This is a genomic window from Rhodococcus sp. 06-1474-1B (assembly GCF_002258885.1).
Taxonomy (GTDB): domain Bacteria; phylum Actinomycetota; class Actinomycetes; order Mycobacteriales; family Mycobacteriaceae; genus Rhodococcoides; species Rhodococcoides fascians.
Genome location: NZ_NOYR01000035.1, coordinates 1 through 21,288 on the forward strand (window position 1 = coordinate 1; position 21,288 = coordinate 21,288).

Below are 21,288 nucleotides of genomic sequence, written 5' to 3' on the forward strand. Positions count from 1 at the left end.
ACGCAAAACGCTCGGCTGGAAAACTCCAGCCGAGCGTTTACGTGATCTACTGACAGGCATCTGACCATCAGGTGTTGCGAGGACCCCTAGAATCCGCCACCATCGATCGGGGTCTTGTCGTTGTGCGGTAGTGCTACCGAGCCAAGCGCGGCAGGTTCTTCGAGATGCTCGACGTCAGTGCCTTGCCGACGATCGCGGCGAGACCGGGGATCGGGGCGTCGAATCCGATTGTGTAGTCGAGTTCGGTACCGCCGTCAGTGGTGGGGGTCAGCTTCTGCACACCCCAATGACCGCGTAGCGGGCCACCTTTGGTGATGCGGTACTCGATGAGGGTGTTCGGCTCGGAGACGGTTGTGGTCTCCTCGAACGCGGGGAGTGGCCCCAGCTTCAGGCTACGAGCCGATCCGACGCCGTTGCGGGAGGTGTCTCCGTCGCGCACCCGGCGGATCTTGGCCAGGAACAACGGGCCGAGGTTCTCGTGTTCGGACAGCGCCGCGAAGACGACGTCGGGAGACGAAGCGAACCGATGGGTGACATGAACGCGGGTGGGGGTCGGCATGCCTCACAGTAGCGCCGATCAGGCAAAGAAAAGGGACCCACTCGATTGAATCGAGTGGGTCCCTTTTCGTGGTCCAACTGTCGGGGTGGCGGGATTCGAACCCACGACCTCTTCGTCCCGAACGAAGCGCGCTACCAAGCTGCGCCACACCCCGTGTACCGCTGGAGAAGTCTAACTCACGACTGCCTCAGAACGCGAAACGCCCTCGTCGGAGACGTCCTTCGGGCCCTTTCTGGGGGCAGGAGTGAGCGTGATCAGGGTTGCTTCGGGGCGGCAGCAGAAGCGGGCAGGCGCGTACGGCGAGGTCCCGAGACCGGCGGACACGTGGAGCTGCGTGTGCGCGCCCCACTTGGACGGACCCTTGACCCGGGAACGGTCGATCTCGCAGTTCGTCACCAGCGCACCGTAGAACGGCAGGCACAGCTGGCCGCCGTGGGTGTGCCCGGCGAGGACGAGATCGTAACCGTCCTGTGCGAACTTGTCCAACACCCGGGGCTCGGGGGAGTGGGTGATACCGAGGCGCAAATCCGCCAACGGGTTCGGCTGGCCGGCGATGGTGTCGTAGCGATCGCGCTTCAGGTGCGGATCGTCGACGCCCGCCGATGCGATCCGGACGCCGGCGACCTCGAGTTCGCGGCGCACATGCGTCACGTCGAGCCAGCCGCGTTCGGAGAACGCAGCCCGCAAATCACGCCACGGCAGCGACTCGCCCGTCGTGCGCTTGTGGTTCTTGTCGAAGTACTTGAAGGGGTTCTTCGGCTTGGGCGCGAAGTAGTCGTTGCTGCCGAACACGAACAGCCCGGGCCGCGACAAGAGGGGCCCAAGAGCCTGCACGACGCTGGGAACGGCGCGTTGGTGCGACAGATTGTCGCCGGTGTTGACCACGAGGTCGGGTTCGAGGCGGTCCAGTTCGCGGAGCCAGTTCTGCTTCATCCGCTGGCCCGGCATCATGTGCAGGTCGCTGATGTGCAGTACTCGCAGCGTCGCGGAGCCGGGTTCGAGCACCGCCATCGACGTCTCACGGAGCGTGAACGCGTTGCGCTCGACGAGGGTGGCGTAGCCGATGCCCAAGGCCGCAGCACCCGCCGTCCCGATCACCGAGCTCTTGAGCGGTGCCGCTCTGACGACGTCGCGCGTGTGCTCGGCAACCGACCGCAGCTGCGTGGAGGCGCTGCGTAGTTGCGTGGAAGCGCTGCGCAGTTGCGCCGAGGTTGGCAGTAACGAGGAACTGAAGTGAACGGCCACCCAGTCCACGATACGGCAGCAAGCCGATATGGACGCGCGAGCCGACGGCTGGGCCGCGTAGCGTTTCTGCCATGTCCGAACTCAAGGCCCGTATCCGAACCGACCTGACCACAGCGATGAAAGCGAAGGACAAGCTCCGGCTGGCAACGCTGCGCATGATCCTCGCCGCCATTCAGACCGAGGAGGTCTCCGGCAAGGAGGCCCACGAACTGACCGACGACGACGTCCTGAAGGTGCTGGCGAAGGAATCGAAGAAGCGCGGCGAATCGGCCGAGATCTACACGCAGAACGGCCGCGGCGAACTCGCCGCCAACGAGCACGCCGAGGCGCAGATCATCAACGAGTACCTGCCCACTCCGCTGACCGACGAGGAACTGGCCACCATCGTCGATACCGCCATCGCCCAGGTCGCCGAGGAGTTGGGCGAGCGACCGGCCATGAAGCAGATGGGTCAGGTCATGAAGATCGCGTCGGGACTCGCTGCCGGTAAGGCCGATGGATCCCGCCTGTCGAAGGCTGTCAAAGACCGTTTGTGACCACCCATGTGAGTGGAACCTCGTAGTCCACTACGAAGTTCCACTCACATGCGGCGAAGCCGCTCAGCGAGGAGCGGTGAGCCCGGGGATTGCCGGTATCTGGATACCCGGCGGCAGGTCCGGTATCTGGATACCCGGCGGCAGGGCAGGGGCCGGAGCCGGTGCCGGGCGAACCGATCCGTCACTGACGTAGATCGTGATGTTCGATCCGGGAACCGCACTGCCCGACGGTGACGTCGACACCACGGTTCCGCGCGCAGCCTGATCGGCCGTCGTCACCGCTGTCACCTGGAAGCCCGCACCCTGCAGCGTGGACGTCGCGGACGACTGGCTCTGGCCGGTGACGTCGGGAACCTGTCCGTTGGCCGAACCGCGGACGTACTTCTGGTCGACGGGTGGAAGTTGGACGGGCCCGAAGTTGGTGGCGATCGGGCTCATCGCGTCGAACCAGGTTCTCGCGGGTTCGTTACCGCCGTACAGGTTTCCCGAACCGCAGGGCCGAAGCGGGAACGAGCAGATCTCGCTGGGCGTCGGTGAGTCGCCGTAGGTGTACACGGCGGCGGCGTAATTGTTGGTGAACCCGAGGAAGCCCGAGGATCGGTTCGACTCGGTGGTACCGGTCTTGCCGGACATCGGCAGATTCCAGCCGGCCGAGGCAGCGGCGGACGCGGACGTGCCACCTGCCTGGTCGTCCTTGCTCATGGCGTTGGCGAGGGTGTTCGCCAGACCGGGTTCGACGACCTGCTCGCAGGCCTGGTGAGCGACGGGAACGGGCTTGCCGTCGCGGTCGAAGATCGAGTCGATCGGGGTCGGCGGGCACCATTTGCCACCGGAAGCCAAGGTCGCGGCCACGTTGGACAGCTCCAGCGGGTTCACCCAGGTGGGTCCGAGGGTGAACGAGCCGAGGTTCTGACTCTTTTGGAAATCGGCCATCGACTGCTCGGCACCCGAGGAACCCGGGTCCGTGTACGAGCGCAGGCCGAGACGGACGGCCATGTCGACCGTCGGCGTGACGCCGACGGATTCGATCAGCTTGACGAAGGCCGTGTTGGGGGACTGAGCCAACGCGTCGGTGATGGACAGCGCGGGTGGGTAGTTGCCCGCGTTCTCCACGCAGTAGGTGGAGGCCGGGCAGTTCCGAGCACCACCGTCGCCGACGCCCTTGACCTCCACGCGCTTGGGGACCTGCAGCGTTGCGCTGGTGCCCAGTCCGCGTTCCATGGCGGCGGCCGTGGTGAAGATCTTGAAAATGGAGCCGGCTCCGTTGCCCACGAGGGAGTGCGGTTGCGGCTGCACGGTCTCGTCGGCGTCGGCGTTGAGGCCGTAGGTGCGGCTGCTGCCCATCGCCAGGACGCGGTGCTGGTCCTGGCCCGGGGCGACGACGTTCATCACCGTCGCCACGCCGTCGAGCGAGGGGCTGGTGTTGCTGACCAGGGCGGCCTTGGTGGAGTTCTGGACCGCGGGGTCGAGCGTCGTGCGGATGAGGTACCCGCCCTTGTCGATCTGCTCCTGGCTGATTCCGGCCTGAGCGAGGTACTGCAACGCGTAGTCGCAGAAGAATCCCCGGTCTCCTGCGGCGATACAGCCGCGGGGCAGGGTCTGGGGGACCGGCAGCACGCCGAGGGGCTCGGCCTTGAGTGCGGTGAGCTCGGCCGCACGCTCGGGGAGGTTCTGGATCATCGTGTCGAGCACGGTGTTCCTGCGCTCGATCACACCCTCTTCGTTGGTGTACGGGTTGAGGGCCGAGCTGGACTGGACCATGCCGGCGAGCATCGCGGCCTGGACGGCGCTGAGCTGGCTGGCATCGATGCCGAAGTACGTCTGAGCCGCGTCCTGGATGCCGAAGGAGGCATTACCGAACGGCACCAGGTTGAGGTAGCGGGTGAGGATCTCGTCCTTGGTCAGTTCCTTGTCGAGCGTCAACGCCATCCGGATCTCACGGATCTTGCGGGCGGGCGTCGTTTCGATGGCGGCGCGTCGCTCGGCGTCGGTCTTCGCCACGACCAGTAGCTGGTAGTTCTTCACGTACTGCTGGTCGATGGTCGATGCACCCTGCTGGACCTGGCCGCTGGTGGTGTTGGTCAGGAACGCGCGCAGCGTGCCCTGCCAGTCGACGCCCTGGTGCTCCGCGAAGCGCCGGTCCTCGATGGAGACGATGGCCAGCTTCATCTCGTTGGAGATCTTGTCGCTCGGTACCTCGAAGCGGCGCTGCTCGTACAGCCACGCGATCGGGTTGCCGTTGACGTCGGTCATCGTCGAAACAGCAGGTACGGCACCCTCGACCAACTCTGCCGAGACGTTGTCGACGGTATCGGCGGCGCGGTTGGACGCGAACCCGAACCCACCGGCCAAGGGGAACATCACGCCGGCGAGCAATGCACCGGCGAGTGCTGAACATCCGGCGAGCTTCGCCACGGTTTTTCCAACTGACACAGAGCACAGCGTACGTGTGCCTCGTTCGGATCGGCAGTGCCCCGCATGCGTTGTGCGCTGCGCCCCTGCTCGGGACGCCCGTACCAGAAATGTGACCTCACCGTCTTGCATTCGGGGCCGGGTTTACCTAAATTATGAGCACAGTGTGATTCGCATAACACTTGATAATGAATGTGGGGCAGCTCCTAGAATTTGTGCTTCGACACCGAGGTACAAACTGCTCGGAGCCTCCAGGACGCCCAATGAGGGCGACCGAGACGTAAAGGGGATCCGCCATGCACACGACAACCGCGCCGACGCGACTCGATGTAGAGGAAGCAGAAGCACGTATCGCTTGGGTGTCACACGCTCGGTGCAAGGGCACGGATCCGGACCAGCTGTTCGTCCGGGGTGCAGCGCAGCGCAAGGCCGCGACGATCTGCCGGCACTGCCCGGTTCTGATGCAGTGCGGTGCGGATGCCCTCGACAATCGCGTCGAGTTCGGTGTGTGGGGTGGCATGACGGAGCGTCAGCGCAGGGCACTGCTCAAGCAGCACCCCGAGGTCGACTCCTGGTCCGAATTCTTCGAGACCCAGCGTCAGCAGCAGGCGGCGATCTGACTGCCTGCCGGAACGGCCCATCAGCCTCTGCGGGTCAGCTGGTCGGCCACCGCGCGTAGGGCGGCGAGGTCGGAGACCTCGAACGGCAGGGACGGAACACCGACGATGGGCACGCGGGGGTGCGCGCCGGTGAAGCGTTTGAGCAACCGCACCTCGCGCGCCGCGGTCACCGCGCGTTGAGCGTGGATACGCAGCACCGCAGCAGTCAGTTCGGCACCGGGGTCGTCGATCCGGTCCAAGAGATCGGCAGCCGTGGCCGCGTGATCGGCCTGCACCGACGACAACGTCGGATGCGTCCGATTTACCACCAGTCCGGCCAGCGGCATGTTCTCGGCGGAGAGTCGCTCGACGAAGAACGCGGCCTCGCGCAATGCGTCGGGCTCGGCGGCAGCGACGACGAGGAAACTGGTGCCGTCCTCGCGGAGCAATTGGTATGTGCGCGTAGCGCGTTCGCGGAACCCGCCGAACATCGAATCCAGCGATTGCACGAAAGCCGAAGCGTCGGACAGCATTTGGCTGCCGATGACGGTCGAGACGCCGCGCATCGCCAGGCTCATCGCGCTGGTGACGACGCGGGTGATTCCTCGTCCGGGAGCGGTCAACAGCCGGATGAAACGCCCGTCGAGAAACGACCCGAGCCGTTGCGGAGCGTCGAGGAAATCCAACGCGTTGCGCGACGGCGGGGTGTCCACCACGATCAGATCCCACGACGCGTCGAGGGACAGCTGCCCCAGCTTCTCCATCGCCATGTACTCCTGCGTGCCCGAAAAGGACGACGCCACAGTCTGATAGAACGGGTTGGCCAGAACCTGCGCCGCCTTTTCCGGCGTCGAATGTTCGATGACCATCTCGTCGAACGTGCGCCGCATGTTCAGCATCATCGCGTGCAGTTCGCCCTTGGCGTCGGCACCCAACTTCACCGGCTGCGGGCTGTTGTCGAGGTCGCCGAGCCCGAGGGCCTGAGCCAGCCGGCGAGCCGGATCGATGGTCAGTACGACGACACGCCTGCCCTGTTCGGCGGCACGCAGAGCCATCGCCGCTGCGGTGGTCGTCTTCCCGACACCGCCTGCGCCGCAGACCACGACGATTCGTGACGCGGGGTCGGTGAGGATGCGGTCGACGTCGAGTTCGGTTGCTGCTGGTCGAGTCATCGGACACCCTGTTCTGCGAGCGTGGCGGCGAGCTCGTACAAGCCGCCGAGGTCGACGCCGTCGGCCAACATCGGCAGCGTCATGCGTGCGACGTCAAGTTCGTCGAGTTGTGTTGCGCTCTCCACCTGAGCGGACAGCGTCGACGCGTGCTCGATCGATTCGGTCAGGAGACCGGCGAAGTCGGCCTCGGACAACGTGATTCCGGTCTTGGCCAGACCCTCCTGAATTGCGACGGCATCGATCTCGCCCTCGGCGATGGGTTCGAGGGAGTCGGCAGGCAGGTACGTCGGCTCGGTGCGGTTGACGATCACCGTGCCCAGGCGGAGGTCGGCTGCTTCGAGCTCGCGTACCGCATCTGCCGTCTCCTGCACCGGCAATGCTTCGAGCAGGGTGACCAGGTGCACGACGGTGTCCGACGAATGCAGCAACCGCACCACGCCCTCGCTCTGCGAGCGGACCGGGCCACCCTTGGCCAGGTCGGCCATGGCCTTGGTGACGTCGAGGAAGTTTCCGATGCGGCCGGTGGGCGGCGAGTCGACGACCACCTCGTCGTACGCGCGGTTGCCCTTCTTGTCGGTGCGCACCACGCACTCCTTGACCTTGCCGGTCAGCAGTACGTCACGCAGGCCGGGCGCGATGGTCGTCGCGAACTCGATGGCACCGATCTTGCGCATCGCGCGGCCGGCGAAACCGAGGTTGTAGAACATGTCGAGATACTCGAGGAACGCGGTCTCGATGTCGATCGCCAGCGCGTAGACCTCGCCGCCGCCGTCCGCCGAGGCGACGCGGGTCTCCACCGGCGGGAGCTGCGGCACGTCGAACAGCTGCGCGATGCCCTGCCTGCCCTCGACCTCCACCAACAACACTCGCCGGCCACCCGCGGCCAGCGCCAACGCCAGCGCGGCAGCGACCGTCGACTTACCGGTACCGCCCTTACCGGACACGAAATGCAGCCGCGCGGCATCCGCCTTCGCCGGCCATCCCTCTTGCTTCGATGTACCCACGCCTCGACCATATAGAGACGCGATGCCGGTCGTCCGACAGAACCGAGAATCACCCGATCGCAGTGACGCACCCCTCGTACTCCGGTGGGCGATAGGCTTCGAGTCATGAGCGAAAAGATCATCTGGGAGTACTTCACCGCACCGGTGCTGATTCACGCCACCAAGCAGATTCTCGACAACTACGGCTCCGAGGGCTGGGAGCTCGTGACGATCATGGCGGGACCGAACGGCGGCGACACACTCGTCGCGTACTTCAAGCGTCCGAAGGGCTGACGCCGTGGCGAACTGGAGCGAACTCCTCTCCGAGCTGGGCATCGAGCTGCCCGACGTCGTTCCGCCGCTGGCCGCGTACGTCCCCGCCGTTCAGGTGGGTTCGCTCGTCTACACCTCCGGTCAACTGCCGATCGTGGACGGAAACCTGACCTCCGTCGGCAAGGTGGGTGCCGACGTGTCGGCCGAGGACGCCACGGCAGCTGCGCGGATCTGTGCGTTGAACGCGCTGGCCGCGGTGCATGCGCTGGTCGGTATCGACTCGGTCGCACGCGTGATCAAGGCCGTCGGCTTCGTCGCCTCGGCAGAGGGCTTCACTGGTCAGCCCGGTGTCGTCAACGGAGCCTCGAACGTCATCGGCGAGATTTTCGGTGACGCAGGCAAGCACGCCCGCTCGGCCGTCGGCGTCGCGGAACTTCCGCTCGGTGCGTCGGTGGAAGTGGAGCTCATCGTCGAACTGCAGTAGTCGACGTCCCATGAAGTGCACCGCAGGTCTCGTCGACTGCGGAACGCAGCAGGTCGGCATACACAGCGTGATCGGGGACCGTCGTCGGGCAGGCCGTCACACAGACGGTGACGACGTCCCCGTATCCGTACACGGCGTGGGTGATGCTGCAGCCCGGGCTCAGTGATGCGACCCCCGCGCACAGGGTTGCCCGGCTCGACCCCAACTCGAGGTCCAGACCGGTTCGATTGACGCTGGTCACCACGGTATGGCTGGTGACACGCTCGGGCGTTCCGCTGCAAGGCGCGACGAGCCGAGCGCGGCGACCGAAGCCGAGCATTAGAGCGGCGGGGTAGAGCTCGGCCGACCGGGTGGCGTCGATGTGGCGGCGATCGTTCACGCGTTCACGCTGCAGGTTGAGCGCGTGCGCCACTGCCGATGCTCGGTCGGGCACGTCGGTGAGCTCGGGATGCAGATCGACGGCAGCCGGGACGGTTCGGTTGACGGCAGGCCAGGCCGCCGACGTCTCGATCGCGGTGGGCACTGTGGCGCGGATGCGGGTGCCGACCCTCTCTCCGTGCGCCGCGAGATACGTCGACAACGCCGCTCCGACGGCGGTGAGTGCGGTAGCCGTGACGGTGGCCGGCCCGCCTGTCCACTGCGACTTCGGGAACTGCAGGACGTGCACCGCTCTCGTTTCGTCGGGATGGGCGTTGACGCGCGTGGGTTCGACCGGTGCGGGGGCAACCAGCTCCCCGGTCCGCACGGCGTCGAGATACGTCTGCTGTGCCCGCCCCATCCGCCGCTGCGACCGCGCCCAGCGGTAGGGCAGGAGCGCCGTCGCAACGACCGCATCTCGCACGCGACGTGGACGAGAGACGGCAGGGTCGTCGGGGAACGTGACGTTGTCGGTCGGCTCGTCCGGTCCGAAGAGAGCTCGAACGATGCGGGTACCGACCGACCCGTCGGACAATGCGTGGCTGACCTGAACGATCACGACGGTGGCCGCACCGCGGATACCGTCGACGCCCGACAGGCCCCGGCCGACGTGCACGGTCCATGCCCGCGTCGTCGCATCGACCGGAACGCACGCGCGTTCGGCCAGAAACGAATTCAGTGTGTGACGACCGTCGGAGAGATCGTGGTCGACCACGTGGTCACGAGGCGGCGTCGGGTCCCTGATCCATCGGGGGTACTCCAACAGACCCACCGCATCGCCGATGCGAATCTGCAGTCTCGGAACGAATCGAGCGCGTCTCTCGACGTGGGCCACGACGTCGTCGAACGTCGGTGGCTCGTGGTCCCCCGAGTCGAAGACGAACGTCGTGTACTGGTCCATCGAGCGATGCGGGGCCGAGGTGTAGTGGAACATCGCATCTTTGACGTCCATGGTGGTCACACCATCAGGGTGCCCACTCCCGCGCCCGATCAATCACCCTCTGCAAGTGCAATCCTCGGTGCACCGAGCATTCGTGGTCGACACCCGATTCCACCGACTCGAGGAACTCGTCCAGCAATACGGCGTAACAGTCGGTCGACGACGTGGATCGGTCGGTGAACGTGTCGACTCCGGCGGGTCCGGACAGCTCGATCCGCATGAGCGACGGCATGACCGGTGTCCGCAGCGACAATTGGACGGTGCTACGCGCGCCGCCCTCGTGTTCGAGCAGAACGGTCCAACTGTCCGACGCCACGTCGCGGTGCGAGTAGGCAACGCGCGCAATGGTTCCCAGTGCCGCGTCGAGGAGATCGAAGACGTGGGGCCCGATGTCGAGGATCGCCCCGTCGTCGTGTCGCCACTGCGATTCCGAGTACGCCCCGCCGAGGGTGGCACCGGAGAACCAGGTTCCGGAGCCGGCGGCCCAGGGACGGCCCGCTGTCGAGGTGAGGAATTGCCTTGTCTCCGGGGCGAATCGGAGTGTCAGAGTCACCATCGAACGAACTCCGGCGGTGGTGACGGCCTCGGCCAGTTCCTCGGCCTCTGCCACGGTGGCGGCAATGGGCTTGTCCAGCAACACATGCTTGCCTGCTCGCGCGGCGCGGAGGGCGAACCCGGCTTGCACAGCCGGTGGAACCGCGAACGCCACCGTGTCCACGGCATCGAGCAGGGCGTCGAAGGACTCGTAGACGGGTGCACCCAACTCGGCCGCGGCGTCCGGTCTGCGTGCCCACACTCCGGTGGAGTCCACTCCCGGATGAGCGAGCAGCGAGGGGGCCTGAGTCTTGCGGGCCCAGGGGCCGGCACCGACGAGTCCGATCTTCATATGCGTCGACGTTAGTCGTCGTCACCGGTCCTGTTCCACCTCGAGAACAGTGGGCGTCCTACAGTGTTTCAATGGCCGACTCGAACTTGACGCATCCCGCCTACGGACTGGTCCGGCACGTGACGCCCACGGCGTCGGTTCTGCTCGCGGAGAACCCGGGCAAGATGACGCTCGACGGAACGAACACGTGGATTCTCCGGGCACCGGGTTCCGAGGAGTGCATCGTCGTCGACCCGGGGCCGAAGGACAAGGCCCATCTCGACGCCGTCGCCGCGTCGGGCACGGTGGTGCTGACCTTGGTAACCCATCGCCATGCCGATCACACGGCGGGGTTGAAGCGGTTTCACCGCAAGACAGGGGCACCGGTGCGGGCGGTGGGGGAGAAGTTCCTGCACGGCGGCGGCGAGCGGTTGGCCGACGGCGAGGTCATCGATGCGGCGGGTCTACGGATCCGGGTGCTCCACACGCCCGGCCACACGGCGGATTCGGTGAGCTTCGTGCTCGACGACGCCGTCTTGACGGGAGATACGATCCTCGGCCGCGGCACCACGGTGCTCGACCCGAAGGACGGCTCGCTCGCGGACTATCTGAATTCGCTCGATCGACTCGAGGCCGCCGGTGCGGGCAAGACGGTGTTGCCGGGGCACGGGGCCGATCTACCGGACACCGCCGAGGTGGCGCGACTGTATCGCGCTCACCGTCGGCAGCGGCTGGATCAGGTGCGGGCGGCGTTGGCCGAGATCGGAGACGACGCCAAACCGATGCAGGTGGTGCGCCACGTCTATTCGGACGTGGACAAGAAGTTGTGGCCGGCTGCGCGGATGTCGGTCAAGACGCAGCTGGCCTACCTCAGGGAGAACTAGCTAGCGAGCTCGGCGGGCCAGGCGCTCGGAGTCCGAGATCAGTACGGACTTGCCCTCGAGGCGCAGCCATCCGCGGTGCGCGAAGTCGGCCAGTGCCTTGTTGACGGTCTCGCGCGACGCTCCGACGAGCTGAGCGATCTCTTCCTGCGTCAGGTCGTGGGTGACGCGCAGTGATCCCGCTTCCTGGGTGCCGAAGCGCTGGGCAAGCTGCAACAGCGCCTTGGCCACGCGTCCGGGGACGTCGGTGAAGATGAGGTCGGCCAAGTTGTTGTTGGTGCGACGCAACCGGCGAGCCAGCACGCGCAGCAGCTGCTCGGCGATCTCGGGGCGCTGATCGATCCAGTCCTTGAGGGCCGCGCGGTCCATGCTGACCGCGCGCACCTCGGTGACCGTGGTGGCCGAGGACGTGCGAGGGCCGGGGTCGAAGATGGAGAGCTCGCCGAACATGTCCGACGGTCCCATGATCGTCAGCAAGTTCTCGCGGCCGTCGGGGGAGCGTCGCCCGAGCTTGATCTTGCCGGAAACGATGATGTAGAGCCGGTCTCCGGGCTCACCCTCGTTGAACACCACGTGTCCCCGGGGGAAATCGACAGGCTGCAGCTGCTTCGTCAGTGCCGCAACCGCAGAGGGTTCGACTCCTTGGAAGATGCCGGCCCGTGCCAGGACGTCGTCCACTTGCGCTCCTTTTGGGATGTCGGCGATGCGGTGACCCGCACCCCCGAAGGCGTCTGTACACACTCGTCTCACCACCGAATCGCGCTGCGATTCAGGCGTCGATGCCGATGCAATGTTCAAACACAACAATTACCTCAGGGGAGTCTACTTCGACTCGGCCGAAACCGAGTGATCGACGCCACCACAGGTTGCCAGAGGAACGGTACGTCTGTTCGCGTTCACCGTAAATTCATCCGAATGCGGACAAATGGGTGCTCAACTGGCCCGTTGGTCGACCATGCCGTCGCGCGTGTCGATCGTGCGCGGAGGAGTCTGGTGACGCTTGCGGGTGTTGAACCGAGCCAGGGCGTGGGGGAAGCCCTCGTTCGCCAGTGTGGCGACCTCGGACTTACTTGCCTGATCGAGGAATTCCTCTACTTCGTGCTCCCGGACGCCGAGCTTGCTGAGCCGGAACTCGACGCGCTCCATCGCGAGTGCGAAGAGCATGAGTAGTACCGGAAAGAGCACCACGGCGAGTCCTTGCATACCGGCCAGTTAACACCGAAAAGGTCTCGATACAAACACAGCTCGGCGCGCTCGCGTAGTTCGTTACGCATTCTTGTCCGTACAGTTGTGGCGTGGAATCGACAGCCCCGAAACGCCCCGACGTGCGCAAACGCGAGGAGACGCGACTCGGCCTCGTGCGGCGGGCCCGGCGGATGAACCGAACGCTCGGGGTCGCGTTTCCGCACGTCTACTGCGAACTCGACTTCACCACGCCCCTCGAACTCGCCGTCGCGACCATCCTGTCCGCGCAGTGCACCGACAAGCGCGTCAACATGGTGACTCCGGCCCTGTTCGTGAGATACCGCACAGCGCGCGACTACGCCGAAGCCGACCGCACCGAACTCGAAGAGTTCATCCGAACCACCGGCTTCTACCGCAACAAGGCCAACTCGCTGATCGGGCTGGGTCAGAAGTTACTCGAGAACTTCGACGGCGAAGTCCCCGCATCGTTGAAGGATCTGGTGACGTTGCCCGGCATCGGCCGCAAGACGGCCAACGTCGTGCTCGGCAACGCGTTCGACGTTCCCGGCATCACCGTCGACACCCACTTCGGCCGACTGGTGCGGCGCTGGCAGTGGACCGAAGAAGAGGACCCCGTCAAGGTGGAGCACGCCGTCGGCGCGCTGATCGAGCGGAAGGAGTGGACCGTGCTCTCCCATCGCGTCATCTTCCACGGTCGACGCGTCTGCCACTCCCGCACGCCGGCGTGCGGGGTGTGCGTCCTGGCCAAGGACTGCCCGTCGTTCGGCCTCGGCCCGACCGATCCGGCGACCGCTGCCGCCCTGGTGAGAGGTCCCGAGACCGATCATCTGCTCGCTCTCGCCGGAATCGTGTCGTGAACAAGGCCGCACTCCGCTGGTCTCTGGTCGCGCTCATTCTCGTCGTCGGGATGGTCTATGCCCTCTGGCCACGCAATGAATCTCCGGCAACGCAGCGCGCCGATGGTCCCGGTCTGGGGCAGCAAGGACCGTCGACGGCCGAGCGTCGGGCCGCCGATACTCCCGAGGCTCTGGGACCGCTGCGGCAGACCGCCGGTCTCGACGCATGTCCGACGCCGTCGGGCGCTGCAGCAGGCCCGTTGACGGGCATCACCCTCGAATGCATCGGCAACGGCTCGTCCGTCGACCTCGGCCAGGCTCTGGCCGGGCGACCCGCAGTGCTCAACATCTGGGCCTACTGGTGCGGCCCGTGCGCGAAGGAGTTGCCTTACCTGCAGCAATACGCGCAGCGGGCGGGTGATGCAGTCACGGTGTTGACCGTCCACAACGATGCCAACGAGTCCAACGGGCTGACCCGTCTGGCCGAGTACGGCGTAACGCTGCCCGGCGTTCAGGACGGTGCCGGACGTGTCGCCGCGGCGGTGGAAGCGCCGAACGTGTTGCCCGTATCCGTTTTGATATCTGCGGATGGCACTGTCGCCAAGGTGCTGACCGAACCCTTCACAAGCGTCGACGACATAGCCGACGCAGTCCGCGAGAACCTCGGAGTCGCGTCGTGAGCGCACCCGAGTGGCTCGGGCGCATGCTCGACGTCGCCGGCAGCGAAAGCGGACTGACCGACACCACCGGCATCAACCCGGTACTGCAACGGCAGGCGCAGCCGGCCGATCGAACCCGCTCGGCGGCGGTGTTGGTGCTGTTCGGCGGTCCGGCTGCCGCCGATCCGACCGCGCCCGGTGGGCTACCCGCCGAGGCCGACGTACTGCTGACCCAGCGGGCGTCGACCTTGCGCGACCACAGTGGGCAGATCGCCTTCCCCGGCGGTGCCACCGACCCGGGTGACGACGGGCCCATCGGAACGGCGCTGCGCGAGGCCCAGGAAGAGACCGGTCTCGACCCGGCCGGCGTCGTACCGCTCGCGACGATGCCCGGCATCTACGTGCCGCCGTCTCGATTCGACGTGGTTCCCGTGCTCTCGTACTGGCGGAGTCCAACCCCGGTCCGCGTCGTCGACGCCGGCGAAACCGAGCGCGTGGTGCGAGTTCCCCTGCGCGAGTTGCTCGATCCGGCCAACCGATTCCAGGTGCGTCACCCCGCCGGCTACCAGGGCCCGGCCTTCTCGGTGCAGGGAATGCTGGTGTGGGGATTCACGGGCGGTATTCTGGCGGGCCTGCTCGCTGTGTCGGGCTGGGAGTCCGAATGGGACACGGGGGATATACGCGATCTGGAGGCCAGCTTGACTGCGGTAGGAGCGAGGCTCGATCGGTGACGGGTTCAGGGTGGGTCGATATCGCGGTGCTCGCCGTCGCGCTGCTGGCGGCGACGTCGGGATGGCGACAGGGGGCGGTGGCGTCGGCGCTGGCGTTTCTGGGAGTCGTTCTGGGTGCCGTCGCCGGAATTCTGGTGGCACCGCACGTGCTCGAACACGTCGACGGATCACGCACGAGGGTGTTCGTCGGTATCGCGTTGATCGTGGTGTTGGTGATCGTCGGTGAGGTGGCCGGCATGGTTCTGGGTCGTGCGTTGCGCAGCGGAATACATTCGCGCTCAGCAAGATCGGTCGACAGCACGATCGGGGCAGGTCTGCAGGCCGCGGCCGTGCTCGCTGCCGCATGGTTGCTCGCCATTCCGCTGACGTCCTCGTCGCAGCCCGAGGTGGCCAGTGCCGTGCGTGGCTCGACGGTCCTGGGCAAGGTCGACGAGGTGGCACCCGAGTGGCTGCGTCAGGTGCCCAAGGAATTCTCGGCGCTGCTCGACACCTCCGGGCTGCCGGACGTCATCGGTCCGTTCGGACGCACTCCGGTCGCCGACGTCGCCGTTCCCGACTCCGGGATCGCCGCAGGCCCCGTCCCGGTGGCGTTGCAGGCGAGCGTCATCAAGATCAACGGAATCGCCCCGAGCTGCCAGAAGGCGCTCGAGGGTTCGGGTTTCGTCGTCGGGCCGGATCTGGTGATGACCAACGCCCACGTGGTGGCCGGTACCTCCGAGGTGACCGTCGATTCTCCGGACGGCCCTCTCGACGCCGACGTCGTCCTGTTCGATCCCGAAGAAGATGTTGCAGTGCTTCGTGTTTCGCAGCTGCAGGCTCCGGTGTTGCCGTTCGCGCCGAACCCGGCCGAATCCGGATCCGACGCTATCGTGCTGGGCTACCCGGGCGGCGGTCCGTACACGGCGAGCCCAGCGCGCATTCGCGAGATCATCAACCTCAGCGGACCGGACATCTACCGCACCGGAACTGTTCAACGCGAGGTCTATACGGTTCGCGGATCGGTGCGGCAGGGCAATTCCGGTGGGCCACTGGTCAATTCGAACGGTGAGGTACTCGGTGTGGTGTTCGGTGCTGCCGTCGACGACCCCGATACCGGATTCGTCTTGACCGCAACCGAGATCTCGGACGAGCTCGCCCGCAGCTTCGATGCGCCGGTCAGTGTGGGCACCGGCGACTGCATCGTCTGACGGCGGGACGTCAGCTTTCGAGCGCGACGCGCAGGATTTCCTCGGACACCACGTCTGGGGCTTCCTGGTGCACGTAGTGCCCCACGCCCTGCACTGTTCGACGCGTCAGCGCCGGTGCCCAGTGCCGATCGCGATCGAGGGTGGTGGGTAGGACGTACGGATCGAGGTCACCGCTGATCTGCGCGACGGGGATCGAGGTCTTCACGTCGACGGCGTCCATGAAGCGTCGGCCCTCGGCGCGGAACTGGCTACGGAACGCCCAGCGCTGATATTCGAGTGCGCTGTGCGCGGCCCCGGGAATTCGGATGGCCGAGCGCATCTTGCCTGCGGTATCGGAGAAATCGTCGGTGCGCTGCCATTGCGACCCGGCGCGGCTGCGCATCAACTCCTCGACTGCCGCGCCCCCTCTTCGGGTGAGCAGCTTCTCGGGGCGCAGCGGAACTTGATACCGAACGAAGTGCGGCAGCAGAGCACCGCGCTGTTCGGAATCCTTCAGCACGGCGCGGCGCAGCGAGATCGGGTGCGGTGCATTGATCAGGACCATCGAGCGGACCATTCGCGGATGCAGAGCCGAGCTTGCCCAGCACACCAGGCCGCCGTCGGCATGACCGACGAACGTCGCATGTGGGTACCCCAGAGCGCGAACGAGACCGACGATGTCGCCGGCCAGGGTCCATCCGTCGTAACCACGTGGGGGCTTGTCGGAGTCGCCGTAGCCGCGGAGGTCGACTGCGACCGCTCGCACTCCGGAACTCGCGAGCGCGTCGAGCTGGTGATGCCAGGAGTACCAGAAGTCGGCGAAGCCGTGCAGCAGCACCACCAGCGGGGCATCGGGAGCATGCTCGCCGACCTCCACGGTGTGGAACCGGATTCCATTGGCATGGATGTCGCGATGGATCCACTGTCCCGGGTAACGGACCGTGGACGGATCGGGATGATTCATACTGCTCGACTCGCCGGGCGTCGTCTACTTCTTGTAGCCGGGGATTCCGGGAATGCTCTCGTGCTGGTTGGGCAGCACGGTCGACGCCTGCTTGAGGGAGTCGATGGTCTTCTCGGGCTTGCGCAGTTTCTTGACCCTGCGGTAGCCGAGGAACCCGAACAGGCCGGCAACCAGCACCATGAACACGAAGACGATGAGGAACGAGGCCCATCGGTAGAGCCACACGTCGAGGAGCTCGGCGGCGAAGAAGAAGAAGAAGAACGAGCTGAACAGCAGCACTGTCAGCGCGACGATGAAGAAGACGCTGCCCTGCAGACCCTTCTTGACCTCGCCGGTGACCTCGGCCTTGGCTAGGGCCACCTCGGCACGCACCAGCGTCGAGACCTGAGTCGTGGCGTCCTTGACGAGGTTTCCGATGCTCGCGCTACCGGGTGTGCGGGCATCGACATCGGTGAGAGGTATCGACGAAATCGTGTTCGGGACGCCGTTGCCGTATCCCTTGTCATTGCTGACGCTCAACTCTCGACCCCTTGTAATCGCTGTGCTCGGTATTGCGGTGATCGCTCTGCTCGGTGTTGCGGAAGATCGTATCGACAGTAGTGCCTAAGTAGCAGATTATCTGTCCCGCGGCGGCCGAGCGACGCTCGGCCCGTCGTCGGTTACCTCTCCGCCCGTCGCGACAAACACGGGAATGTTGCACGAATCGGCAACGAACGGCCCGGGGGCGTGAAATTCTCAGGTGTTCATCAGGTAATTTTCAGGGAACTTTCCCCTTCAGGAGCACTCGTGAGTTCACCCCACGCCGTCACGGACGACGGCGCAATTCCCGCACCTCAGGTGCCTCGGTCCCGAATCGTCATCGCCTCGATGGTCGGTACGTCCATCGAGTTCTTCGACTTCTATATCTATGCAACGGCCGCAGTGCTCGTCTTTCCCCGCCTGTTCTTCCCCGCGGGCAACGACACGACCGCACTGCTGGCGTCGTTCGCGACGTTCGGTTTGGCGTTCGTCGCGCGACCCATCGGCTCGATTCTGTTCGGCCACTTCGGCGATCGCATCGGACGCAAGGCCACCCTCGTCGGGTCCCTGCTGACGATGGGTGTCGCGACGTTCGCGATCGGGCTCCTGCCGACCTACGCCGCGGCGGGTCTGTGGGCACCGGCTCTGTTGGCGCTGATGCGCTTCACTCAGGGCGTGGGCCTCGGCGGTGAATGGAGTGGTGCGGCGCTACTGGCCACCGAAACCGCGAAGCCGGGCAAGCGAGCCTGGGCGGCGATGTACCCGCAGCTGGGTGCGCCGATCGGCTTCTTCTTCGCCAACGGCATCTTCCTGCTCATCGTCATCGCGACCGGCTACGACTCCGCGAACTCCGGCACCGACCATGCGTTCCTCACGTGGGGCTGGCGCATCCCGTTCCTGCTCAGCGCGATCATGGTGATCATCGGCCTGTACGTCCGCCTCAAGCTCGAGGAGACGCCGGTGTTCAAGCTGGCAGTCGAGCGCGGCCAGAAGGTCAAGACCCCGTTGGCCCAGGTGTTCAAGACGAGCTGGCGTCAGCTGATCATCGGCACGTTCGTCATGCTCGCCACGTACACGCTCTTCTACATCATGACGACGTGGGTGGTCAGTTACGGAACAGGCAAGGTGGCCGACGTCAACGGGCCCAAGCTCGCGATTCCGTACACGGACTTCCTGGAGCTCCAGCTCATCGCGGTGCTGTTCTTCGCGGCGCTGATCCCGGTCGCCGGGCTGCTCGCCGACAAGTACGGCCGTCGCCCCACGCTCATCGTCATCACCGCGGCGATCGTGCTGTTCGGTCTGTCGTTCCACTGGTTCGCCGACCCGTCGTCCGCGTCGGCAGGCAAGATGCTGGTGTTCATGTGCGTCGGCCTGGGATTGATGGGCCTGACATTCGGACCCATGAGTGCCGTTCTGCCCGAACTGTTTCCGACGAACGTGCGCTACACGGGCTCGGGAATCTCGTACAACACCGCGTCGATCCTCGGTGCCGCAGTGGCCCCGTTCATCGCAACCTGGCTGGTGAGTTCCTACGGCGTCGGCTGGGTGGGCGTCTATCTCGCCATCGCCGCTGCGCTGACCCTGATCTCGCTGATCATCATGAAGGAAACGCGAGACCAGTCGCTCGACAGCGTCTGAGCGGCTGCGCCGCATGTGAGTGGAACCTCGTAGTGGGCTACGAGGTTCCACTCACATGGGAGCGCTAGCGGCCCTTCTTGATCGCCTCGAACACCTTCGGGTCGACGAGAGTGGAGACGTCACCGAGTTCGCGGCCCTCGGCCACGTCACGGAGCAGGCGGCGCATGATCTTGCCCGACCTGGTCTTCGGCAACTCCGGCACGATGGAAATCTCTCGTGGCCGCGCGATCGGCGAAATCTCCTTGGAAACCTGAGCTTTGAGTTCGGCGATCAATGCGTCGCCGGTGTTCTCCTCGCCGCCGCGCAGGATGACGAACGCGACGATGCCCTGACCGGTGGTCTCGTCGGCGGCACCGACGACGGCAGCCTCGGCGACACTGTGATGACTGACCAGTGCCGACTCCACTTCCGACGTGGAGATGCGGTGGCCCGAGACGTTCATGACGTCGTCGACGCGGCCGAGGACCCACAGGGCGCCGTCCTCGTCGTACTTGGCACCGTCACCGGCGAAGTACCAGCCTTCTTCGGCGTAGCGGGACCAGTAGGTGTCCTTGTAGCGGTCCATGTCGCCCCAGATCCCGCGGAGCATCGCCGGCCACGGCTCGGAGAGAACGAGGTATCCGTTGCCGCCGTTGCCCAGTGGCTTGGCGTCGTCGTCGACGATCTTGGCCGAGATACCGGGCAGCGGAGTCATGGCCGAGCCGGGCTTGGTGGATGTGACGCCGGGGAGCGGGGAGATCATGATCGCGCCGGTCTCGGTCTGCCACCAGGTGTCGACGATCGGTGCGCTGCCGCCGCCGACGACGTCGCGGAACCAGCGCCATGCCTCGGGGTTGATGGGCTCGCCGACGGACCCGAGCAGGCGGATCGAGGACAGATCGTGTGCCTCGGGAATCTCCTTGCCCCACTTCATGAATGTGCGCACGAGGGTGGGGGAGGTGTAGTAGATCGACACCTTGTACTTTTCGATGACGTTCCAGTGCCGGTGCTCGTCGGGCGAATTGGGCGTGCCCTCGTAGACGACCTGCGTGGCGCGGTTGGAGAGCGGTCCGTAGACGATGTAGGAGTGCCCGGTGACCCAGCCGATGTCGGCGGTGCACCAGTAGACGTCCGTGCCGGCCTTGTGGTCGAAGACGTTGTGGTGGGTGTACGAGGTCTGTGTCAGGTAGCCGCCGGAGGTGTGGATGATGCCCTTGGGCTTACCCGTCGTACCCGAGGTGTAGAGGATGAACAGGGGGTGCTCGGCCGGGAACGGCTGCGCCTCATGCTCTTTCGACGCCTTCGCGACGGTCTCGTGCCACCACAGGTCGCGTCCCTCGGTCCAGGCGACGTCGGAGTCGGTGCGCTTGACGACCAGAACGTTCCGGATGGAGGCGGCTCCGTCCACGGCTTCGTCGACGGTGTCCTTGATGGGGGCGGGCTTGCCGCGTCGCCACTGACCGTCGGTGGTGATGACGAGTTTGGCTTCGGCGTCGTCGATGCGCGAGCGCAGTGCGGTGGCCGAGAACCCGGCGAAGACGACCGAATGGGTCAGGCCGAGGCGTGCACAGGCGAGGATCGAGACGATGGCCTCGGGGATCATCGGCATGTAGATCGCGACGCGGTCGCCGGAGACGAGGCCGAGTTCGGTCAGGGTGTTGGCGGCCTGGCTGACGTCGGCGAGCAGATCGGAGTAGGTGATGTCGCGGCTGTCGCCGGGTTCACCTTCCCAGTGGATGGCGACCTGGTCGCCGTGGCCGTCGAGGACGTGGCGGTCGACGCAGTTGTAGGCGACGTTGAGCTCGCCGTCGGCGAACCATTTCGCGACGGGGGCGTCGGACCAGTCGAGTACCTCGGTGAACGGGGTGTGCCAGTGCAGCCGGCGGGCCTGCTCCGCCCAGAAGGCGAGCCGGTCCTTCTCCGCGGCGGCGTACAGATCTGCCTGAGCGTTCGCCTGCGCCGCGAACTCGGCCGAGGGTGCGTAGGAGGCAACCGCGGTCTCGTCGCTGCCGGAGGTACTGGTCGTCATCTCGAATAGCTCTCTTTCGTCCGATGCTTTCGCCCATGAAACGGCACTTACAGGCCGGTCTCGAGCCCCTAGTGAGGGTAGTCACATGTGATGGCGATCGCACCGTTGCAATCGGCTGCAACCCCTTGATCTGCGGTGATCGGTTGTTTCCGCACGATGGACGGTCATCGCCGTCGTCGACGGGAGGCTGTCTCG

22 protein-coding genes and 1 tRNA gene are annotated in these 21,288 nt (G+C 65.8%); 10 read left to right on the forward strand and 13 right to left on the reverse strand.

The annotated features are described in order from the left end of the window. Positions 1 to 133: 133 nt before the first annotated feature. The 3 genes from CH266_RS24520 to CH266_RS24530 form a co-directional block, all read right to left on the reverse strand. The gene (locus tag CH266_RS24520; RefSeq protein ID WP_027494505.1) at positions 134 to 559 is read right to left on the reverse strand and encodes an SRPBCC family protein; all 426 of its coding nucleotides are present in this window, start codon (positions 557 to 559) and stop codon (positions 134 to 136) included. Between the two features lie 80 nt (positions 560 to 639). Next, positions 640 to 713: transfer RNA gene (locus tag CH266_RS24525), tRNA-Pro, on the reverse strand. Positions 714 to 730: 17 nt separating this feature from the next. Further along, on the reverse strand, positions 731 to 1,657 hold the full coding sequence (locus CH266_RS24530) for a metallophosphoesterase (protein ID WP_228139376.1): 927 nt from the start codon (positions 1,655 to 1,657) through the stop codon (positions 731 to 733). 218 nt (positions 1,658 to 1,875) lie between these two features. Between CH266_RS24530 and CH266_RS24535 the strand changes: the two genes are divergently transcribed. After that, positions 1,876 to 2,340 (forward strand): GatB/YqeY domain-containing protein, encoded by a 465-nt coding sequence (locus CH266_RS24535; RefSeq protein ID WP_027494503.1) that lies wholly within the window; start codon positions 1,876 to 1,878, stop codon positions 2,338 to 2,340. A 63-nt stretch (positions 2,341 to 2,403) separates the two neighbouring features. Here CH266_RS24535 and CH266_RS24540 read toward each other — a convergent pair whose 3' ends face one another. Further along, positions 2,404 to 4,755: a penicillin-binding protein gene (locus tag CH266_RS24540; RefSeq protein WP_027494501.1), complete on the reverse strand. Its 2,352-nt coding sequence runs from the start codon at positions 4,753 to 4,755 to the stop codon at positions 2,404 to 2,406. 293 nt (positions 4,756 to 5,048) lie between these two features. Here CH266_RS24540 and CH266_RS24545 point away from each other — a divergent pair, with 293 nt between their 5' ends. Beyond that, complete coding sequence (locus CH266_RS24545; RefSeq protein ID WP_008712729.1) at positions 5,049 to 5,372, forward strand: WhiB family transcriptional regulator; 324 nt, start codon at positions 5,049 to 5,051, stop codon at positions 5,370 to 5,372. Between the two features lie 20 nt (positions 5,373 to 5,392). On the opposite strand, the gene CH266_RS24550 is transcribed toward CH266_RS24545, so the two are convergent. Next, complete coding sequence (locus tag CH266_RS24550) at positions 5,393 to 6,523, reverse strand: ArsA family ATPase (protein ID WP_027494500.1); 1,131 nt, start codon at positions 6,521 to 6,523, stop codon at positions 5,393 to 5,395. Then, positions 6,520 to 7,527, reverse strand: a complete 1,008-nt coding sequence (locus tag CH266_RS24555) for an ArsA-related P-loop ATPase (protein ID WP_027494499.1) — start codon at positions 7,525 to 7,527, stop codon at positions 6,520 to 6,522. The genes CH266_RS24550 and CH266_RS24555 overlap by 4 nt, the downstream gene beginning before the upstream one ends. 105 nt (positions 7,528 to 7,632) lie before the next feature. Between CH266_RS24555 and CH266_RS24560 the strand changes: the two genes are divergently transcribed. Both CH266_RS24560 and CH266_RS24565 read left to right on the forward strand, forming a co-directional pair. Next, complete coding sequence (locus CH266_RS24560) at positions 7,633 to 7,800, forward strand: DUF4177 domain-containing protein (protein ID WP_072691993.1); 168 nt, start codon at positions 7,633 to 7,635, stop codon at positions 7,798 to 7,800. Positions 7,801 to 7,804: 4 nt separating this feature from the next. After that, positions 7,805 to 8,263, forward strand: coding sequence for a RidA family protein (locus CH266_RS24565; RefSeq protein ID WP_094716388.1), 459 nt, complete (start codon positions 7,805 to 7,807; stop codon positions 8,261 to 8,263). Here the strand turns inward: CH266_RS24565 and CH266_RS24570 are convergent. Then, complete coding sequence (locus tag CH266_RS24570) at positions 8,244 to 9,632, reverse strand: wax ester/triacylglycerol synthase domain-containing protein (protein ID WP_094735898.1); 1,389 nt, start codon at positions 9,630 to 9,632, stop codon at positions 8,244 to 8,246. The two genes, CH266_RS24565 and CH266_RS24570, sit on opposite strands and share 20 nt — an antisense overlap. Positions 9,633 to 9,645: 13 nt before the next feature. Continuing rightward, positions 9,646 to 10,506: a Gfo/Idh/MocA family protein gene (locus CH266_RS24575; RefSeq protein ID WP_094716390.1), complete on the reverse strand. Its 861-nt coding sequence runs from the start codon at positions 10,504 to 10,506 to the stop codon at positions 9,646 to 9,648. A gap of 71 nt (positions 10,507 to 10,577) precedes the next feature. Between CH266_RS24575 and CH266_RS24580 the strand changes: the two genes are divergently transcribed. Then, positions 10,578 to 11,369, forward strand: coding sequence for an MBL fold metallo-hydrolase (locus CH266_RS24580; protein WP_032392776.1), 792 nt, complete (start codon positions 10,578 to 10,580; stop codon positions 11,367 to 11,369). Here the strand turns inward: CH266_RS24580 and CH266_RS24585 are convergent, their stop codons facing one another. Both CH266_RS24585 and CH266_RS24590 read right to left on the reverse strand, forming a co-directional pair. Further along, the gene (locus CH266_RS24585) at positions 11,370 to 12,044 is read right to left on the reverse strand and encodes a Crp/Fnr family transcriptional regulator (RefSeq protein WP_027494494.1); all 675 of its coding nucleotides are present in this window, start codon (positions 12,042 to 12,044) and stop codon (positions 11,370 to 11,372) included. 255 nt (positions 12,045 to 12,299) lie between these two features. Beyond that, positions 12,300 to 12,569, reverse strand: a complete 270-nt coding sequence (locus CH266_RS24590; RefSeq protein ID WP_027494493.1) for a hypothetical protein — start codon at positions 12,567 to 12,569, stop codon at positions 12,300 to 12,302. A gap of 173 nt (positions 12,570 to 12,742) precedes the next feature. Here CH266_RS24590 and nth point away from each other — a divergent pair, with 173 nt between their 5' ends. Genes nth through marP form a run of 4 tightly spaced genes read left to right on the forward strand, consistent with a single transcriptional unit; the run spans position 12,743 to position 15,985 of the window. After that, positions 12,743 to 13,429: an endonuclease III gene (nth, locus tag CH266_RS24595; protein WP_205912677.1), complete on the forward strand. Its 687-nt coding sequence runs from the start codon at positions 12,743 to 12,745 to the stop codon at positions 13,427 to 13,429. A gap of 50 nt (positions 13,430 to 13,479) precedes the next feature. Then, a complete protein-coding gene (locus CH266_RS24600; RefSeq protein WP_094716400.1) occupies positions 13,480 to 14,088 on the forward strand; it encodes a TlpA family protein disulfide reductase in 609 nt (202 codons plus the stop codon). Positions 14,089 to 14,111: 23 nt separating this feature from the next. After that, positions 14,112 to 14,798: an NUDIX hydrolase gene (locus tag CH266_RS24605; RefSeq protein ID WP_094716401.1), complete on the forward strand. Its 687-nt coding sequence runs from the start codon at positions 14,112 to 14,114 to the stop codon at positions 14,796 to 14,798. Further along, positions 14,795 to 15,985 carry an acid resistance serine protease MarP gene (marP, locus tag CH266_RS24610; RefSeq protein WP_032386009.1) on the forward strand — a complete coding sequence of 397 codons (1,191 nt, stop codon included), beginning with the start codon at positions 14,795 to 14,797 and terminating at the stop codon, positions 15,983 to 15,985. Before CH266_RS24605 ends, marP begins: the two co-directional genes overlap by 4 nt. Before the next feature lie 10 nt (positions 15,986 to 15,995). Here the strand turns inward: marP and CH266_RS24615 are convergent, their stop codons facing one another. Then, a complete protein-coding gene (locus tag CH266_RS24615) occupies positions 15,996 to 16,928 on the reverse strand; it encodes an alpha/beta fold hydrolase (protein WP_094716391.1) in 933 nt (310 codons plus the stop codon). Positions 16,929 to 16,952: 24 nt separating this feature from the next. After that, positions 16,953 to 17,447 (reverse strand): phage holin family protein, encoded by a 495-nt coding sequence (locus tag CH266_RS24620; RefSeq protein WP_032373800.1) that lies wholly within the window; start codon positions 17,445 to 17,447, stop codon positions 16,953 to 16,955. Positions 17,448 to 17,714: 267 nt separating this feature from the next. Between CH266_RS24620 and CH266_RS24625 the strand changes: the two genes are divergently transcribed. Continuing rightward, positions 17,715 to 19,085, forward strand: coding sequence for an MFS transporter (locus CH266_RS24625; RefSeq protein WP_027494486.1), 1,371 nt, complete (start codon positions 17,715 to 17,717; stop codon positions 19,083 to 19,085). 64 nt (positions 19,086 to 19,149) lie between these two features. On the opposite strand, the gene acs is transcribed toward CH266_RS24625, so the two are convergent. Then, positions 19,150 to 21,093, reverse strand: a complete 1,944-nt coding sequence (gene acs / locus CH266_RS24630) for an acetate--CoA ligase (RefSeq protein WP_032369305.1) — start codon at positions 21,091 to 21,093, stop codon at positions 19,150 to 19,152. Positions 21,094 to 21,288 lie beyond the last annotated feature (195 nt).

What these genes read in the sequence shown, in the direction of transcription:
- CH266_RS24520 (WP_027494505.1), bottom strand. Translation starts at nt 559, where the DNA reads ATGCCGACCCCCACCCGCGTTCATGTCACCCATCGGTTCGCTTCGTCT.
- CH266_RS24535 (WP_027494503.1), top strand. Translation starts at nt 1,876, where the DNA reads ATGTCCGAACTCAAGGCCCGTATCCGAACCGACCTGACCACAGCGATG.
- CH266_RS24545 (WP_008712729.1), top strand. Translation starts at nt 5,049, where the DNA reads ATGCACACGACAACCGCGCCGACGCGACTCGATGTAGAGGAAGCAGAA.
- CH266_RS24550 (WP_027494500.1), bottom strand. Translation starts at nt 6,523, where the DNA reads ATGACTCGACCAGCAGCAACCGAACTCGACGTCGACCGCATCCTCACC.
- CH266_RS24560 (WP_072691993.1), top strand. Translation starts at nt 7,633, where the DNA reads ATGAGCGAAAAGATCATCTGGGAGTACTTCACCGCACCGGTGCTGATT.
- CH266_RS24570 (WP_094735898.1), bottom strand. Translation starts at nt 9,632, where the DNA reads ATGGACGTCAAAGATGCGATGTTCCACTACACCTCGGCCCCGCATCGC.
- CH266_RS24575 (WP_094716390.1), bottom strand. Translation starts at nt 10,506, where the DNA reads ATGAAGATCGGACTCGTCGGTGCCGGCCCCTGGGCCCGCAAGACTCAG.
- CH266_RS24580 (WP_032392776.1), top strand. Translation starts at nt 10,578, where the DNA reads ATGGCCGACTCGAACTTGACGCATCCCGCCTACGGACTGGTCCGGCAC.
- CH266_RS24590 (WP_027494493.1), bottom strand. Translation starts at nt 12,569, where the DNA reads ATGCAAGGACTCGCCGTGGTGCTCTTTCCGGTACTACTCATGCTCTTC.
- nth (WP_205912677.1), top strand. Translation starts at nt 12,743, where the DNA reads ATGAACCGAACGCTCGGGGTCGCGTTTCCGCACGTCTACTGCGAACTC.
- CH266_RS24600 (WP_094716400.1), top strand. Translation starts at nt 13,480, where the DNA reads ATGGTCTATGCCCTCTGGCCACGCAATGAATCTCCGGCAACGCAGCGC.
- CH266_RS24605 (WP_094716401.1), top strand. Translation starts at nt 14,112, where the DNA reads ATGCTCGACGTCGCCGGCAGCGAAAGCGGACTGACCGACACCACCGGC.
- CH266_RS24615 (WP_094716391.1), bottom strand. Translation starts at nt 16,928, where the DNA reads ATGAATCATCCCGATCCGTCCACGGTCCGTTACCCGGGACAGTGGATC.
- acs (WP_032369305.1), bottom strand. Translation starts at nt 21,093, where the DNA reads ATGACGACCAGTACCTCCGGCAGCGACGAGACCGCGGTTGCCTCCTAC.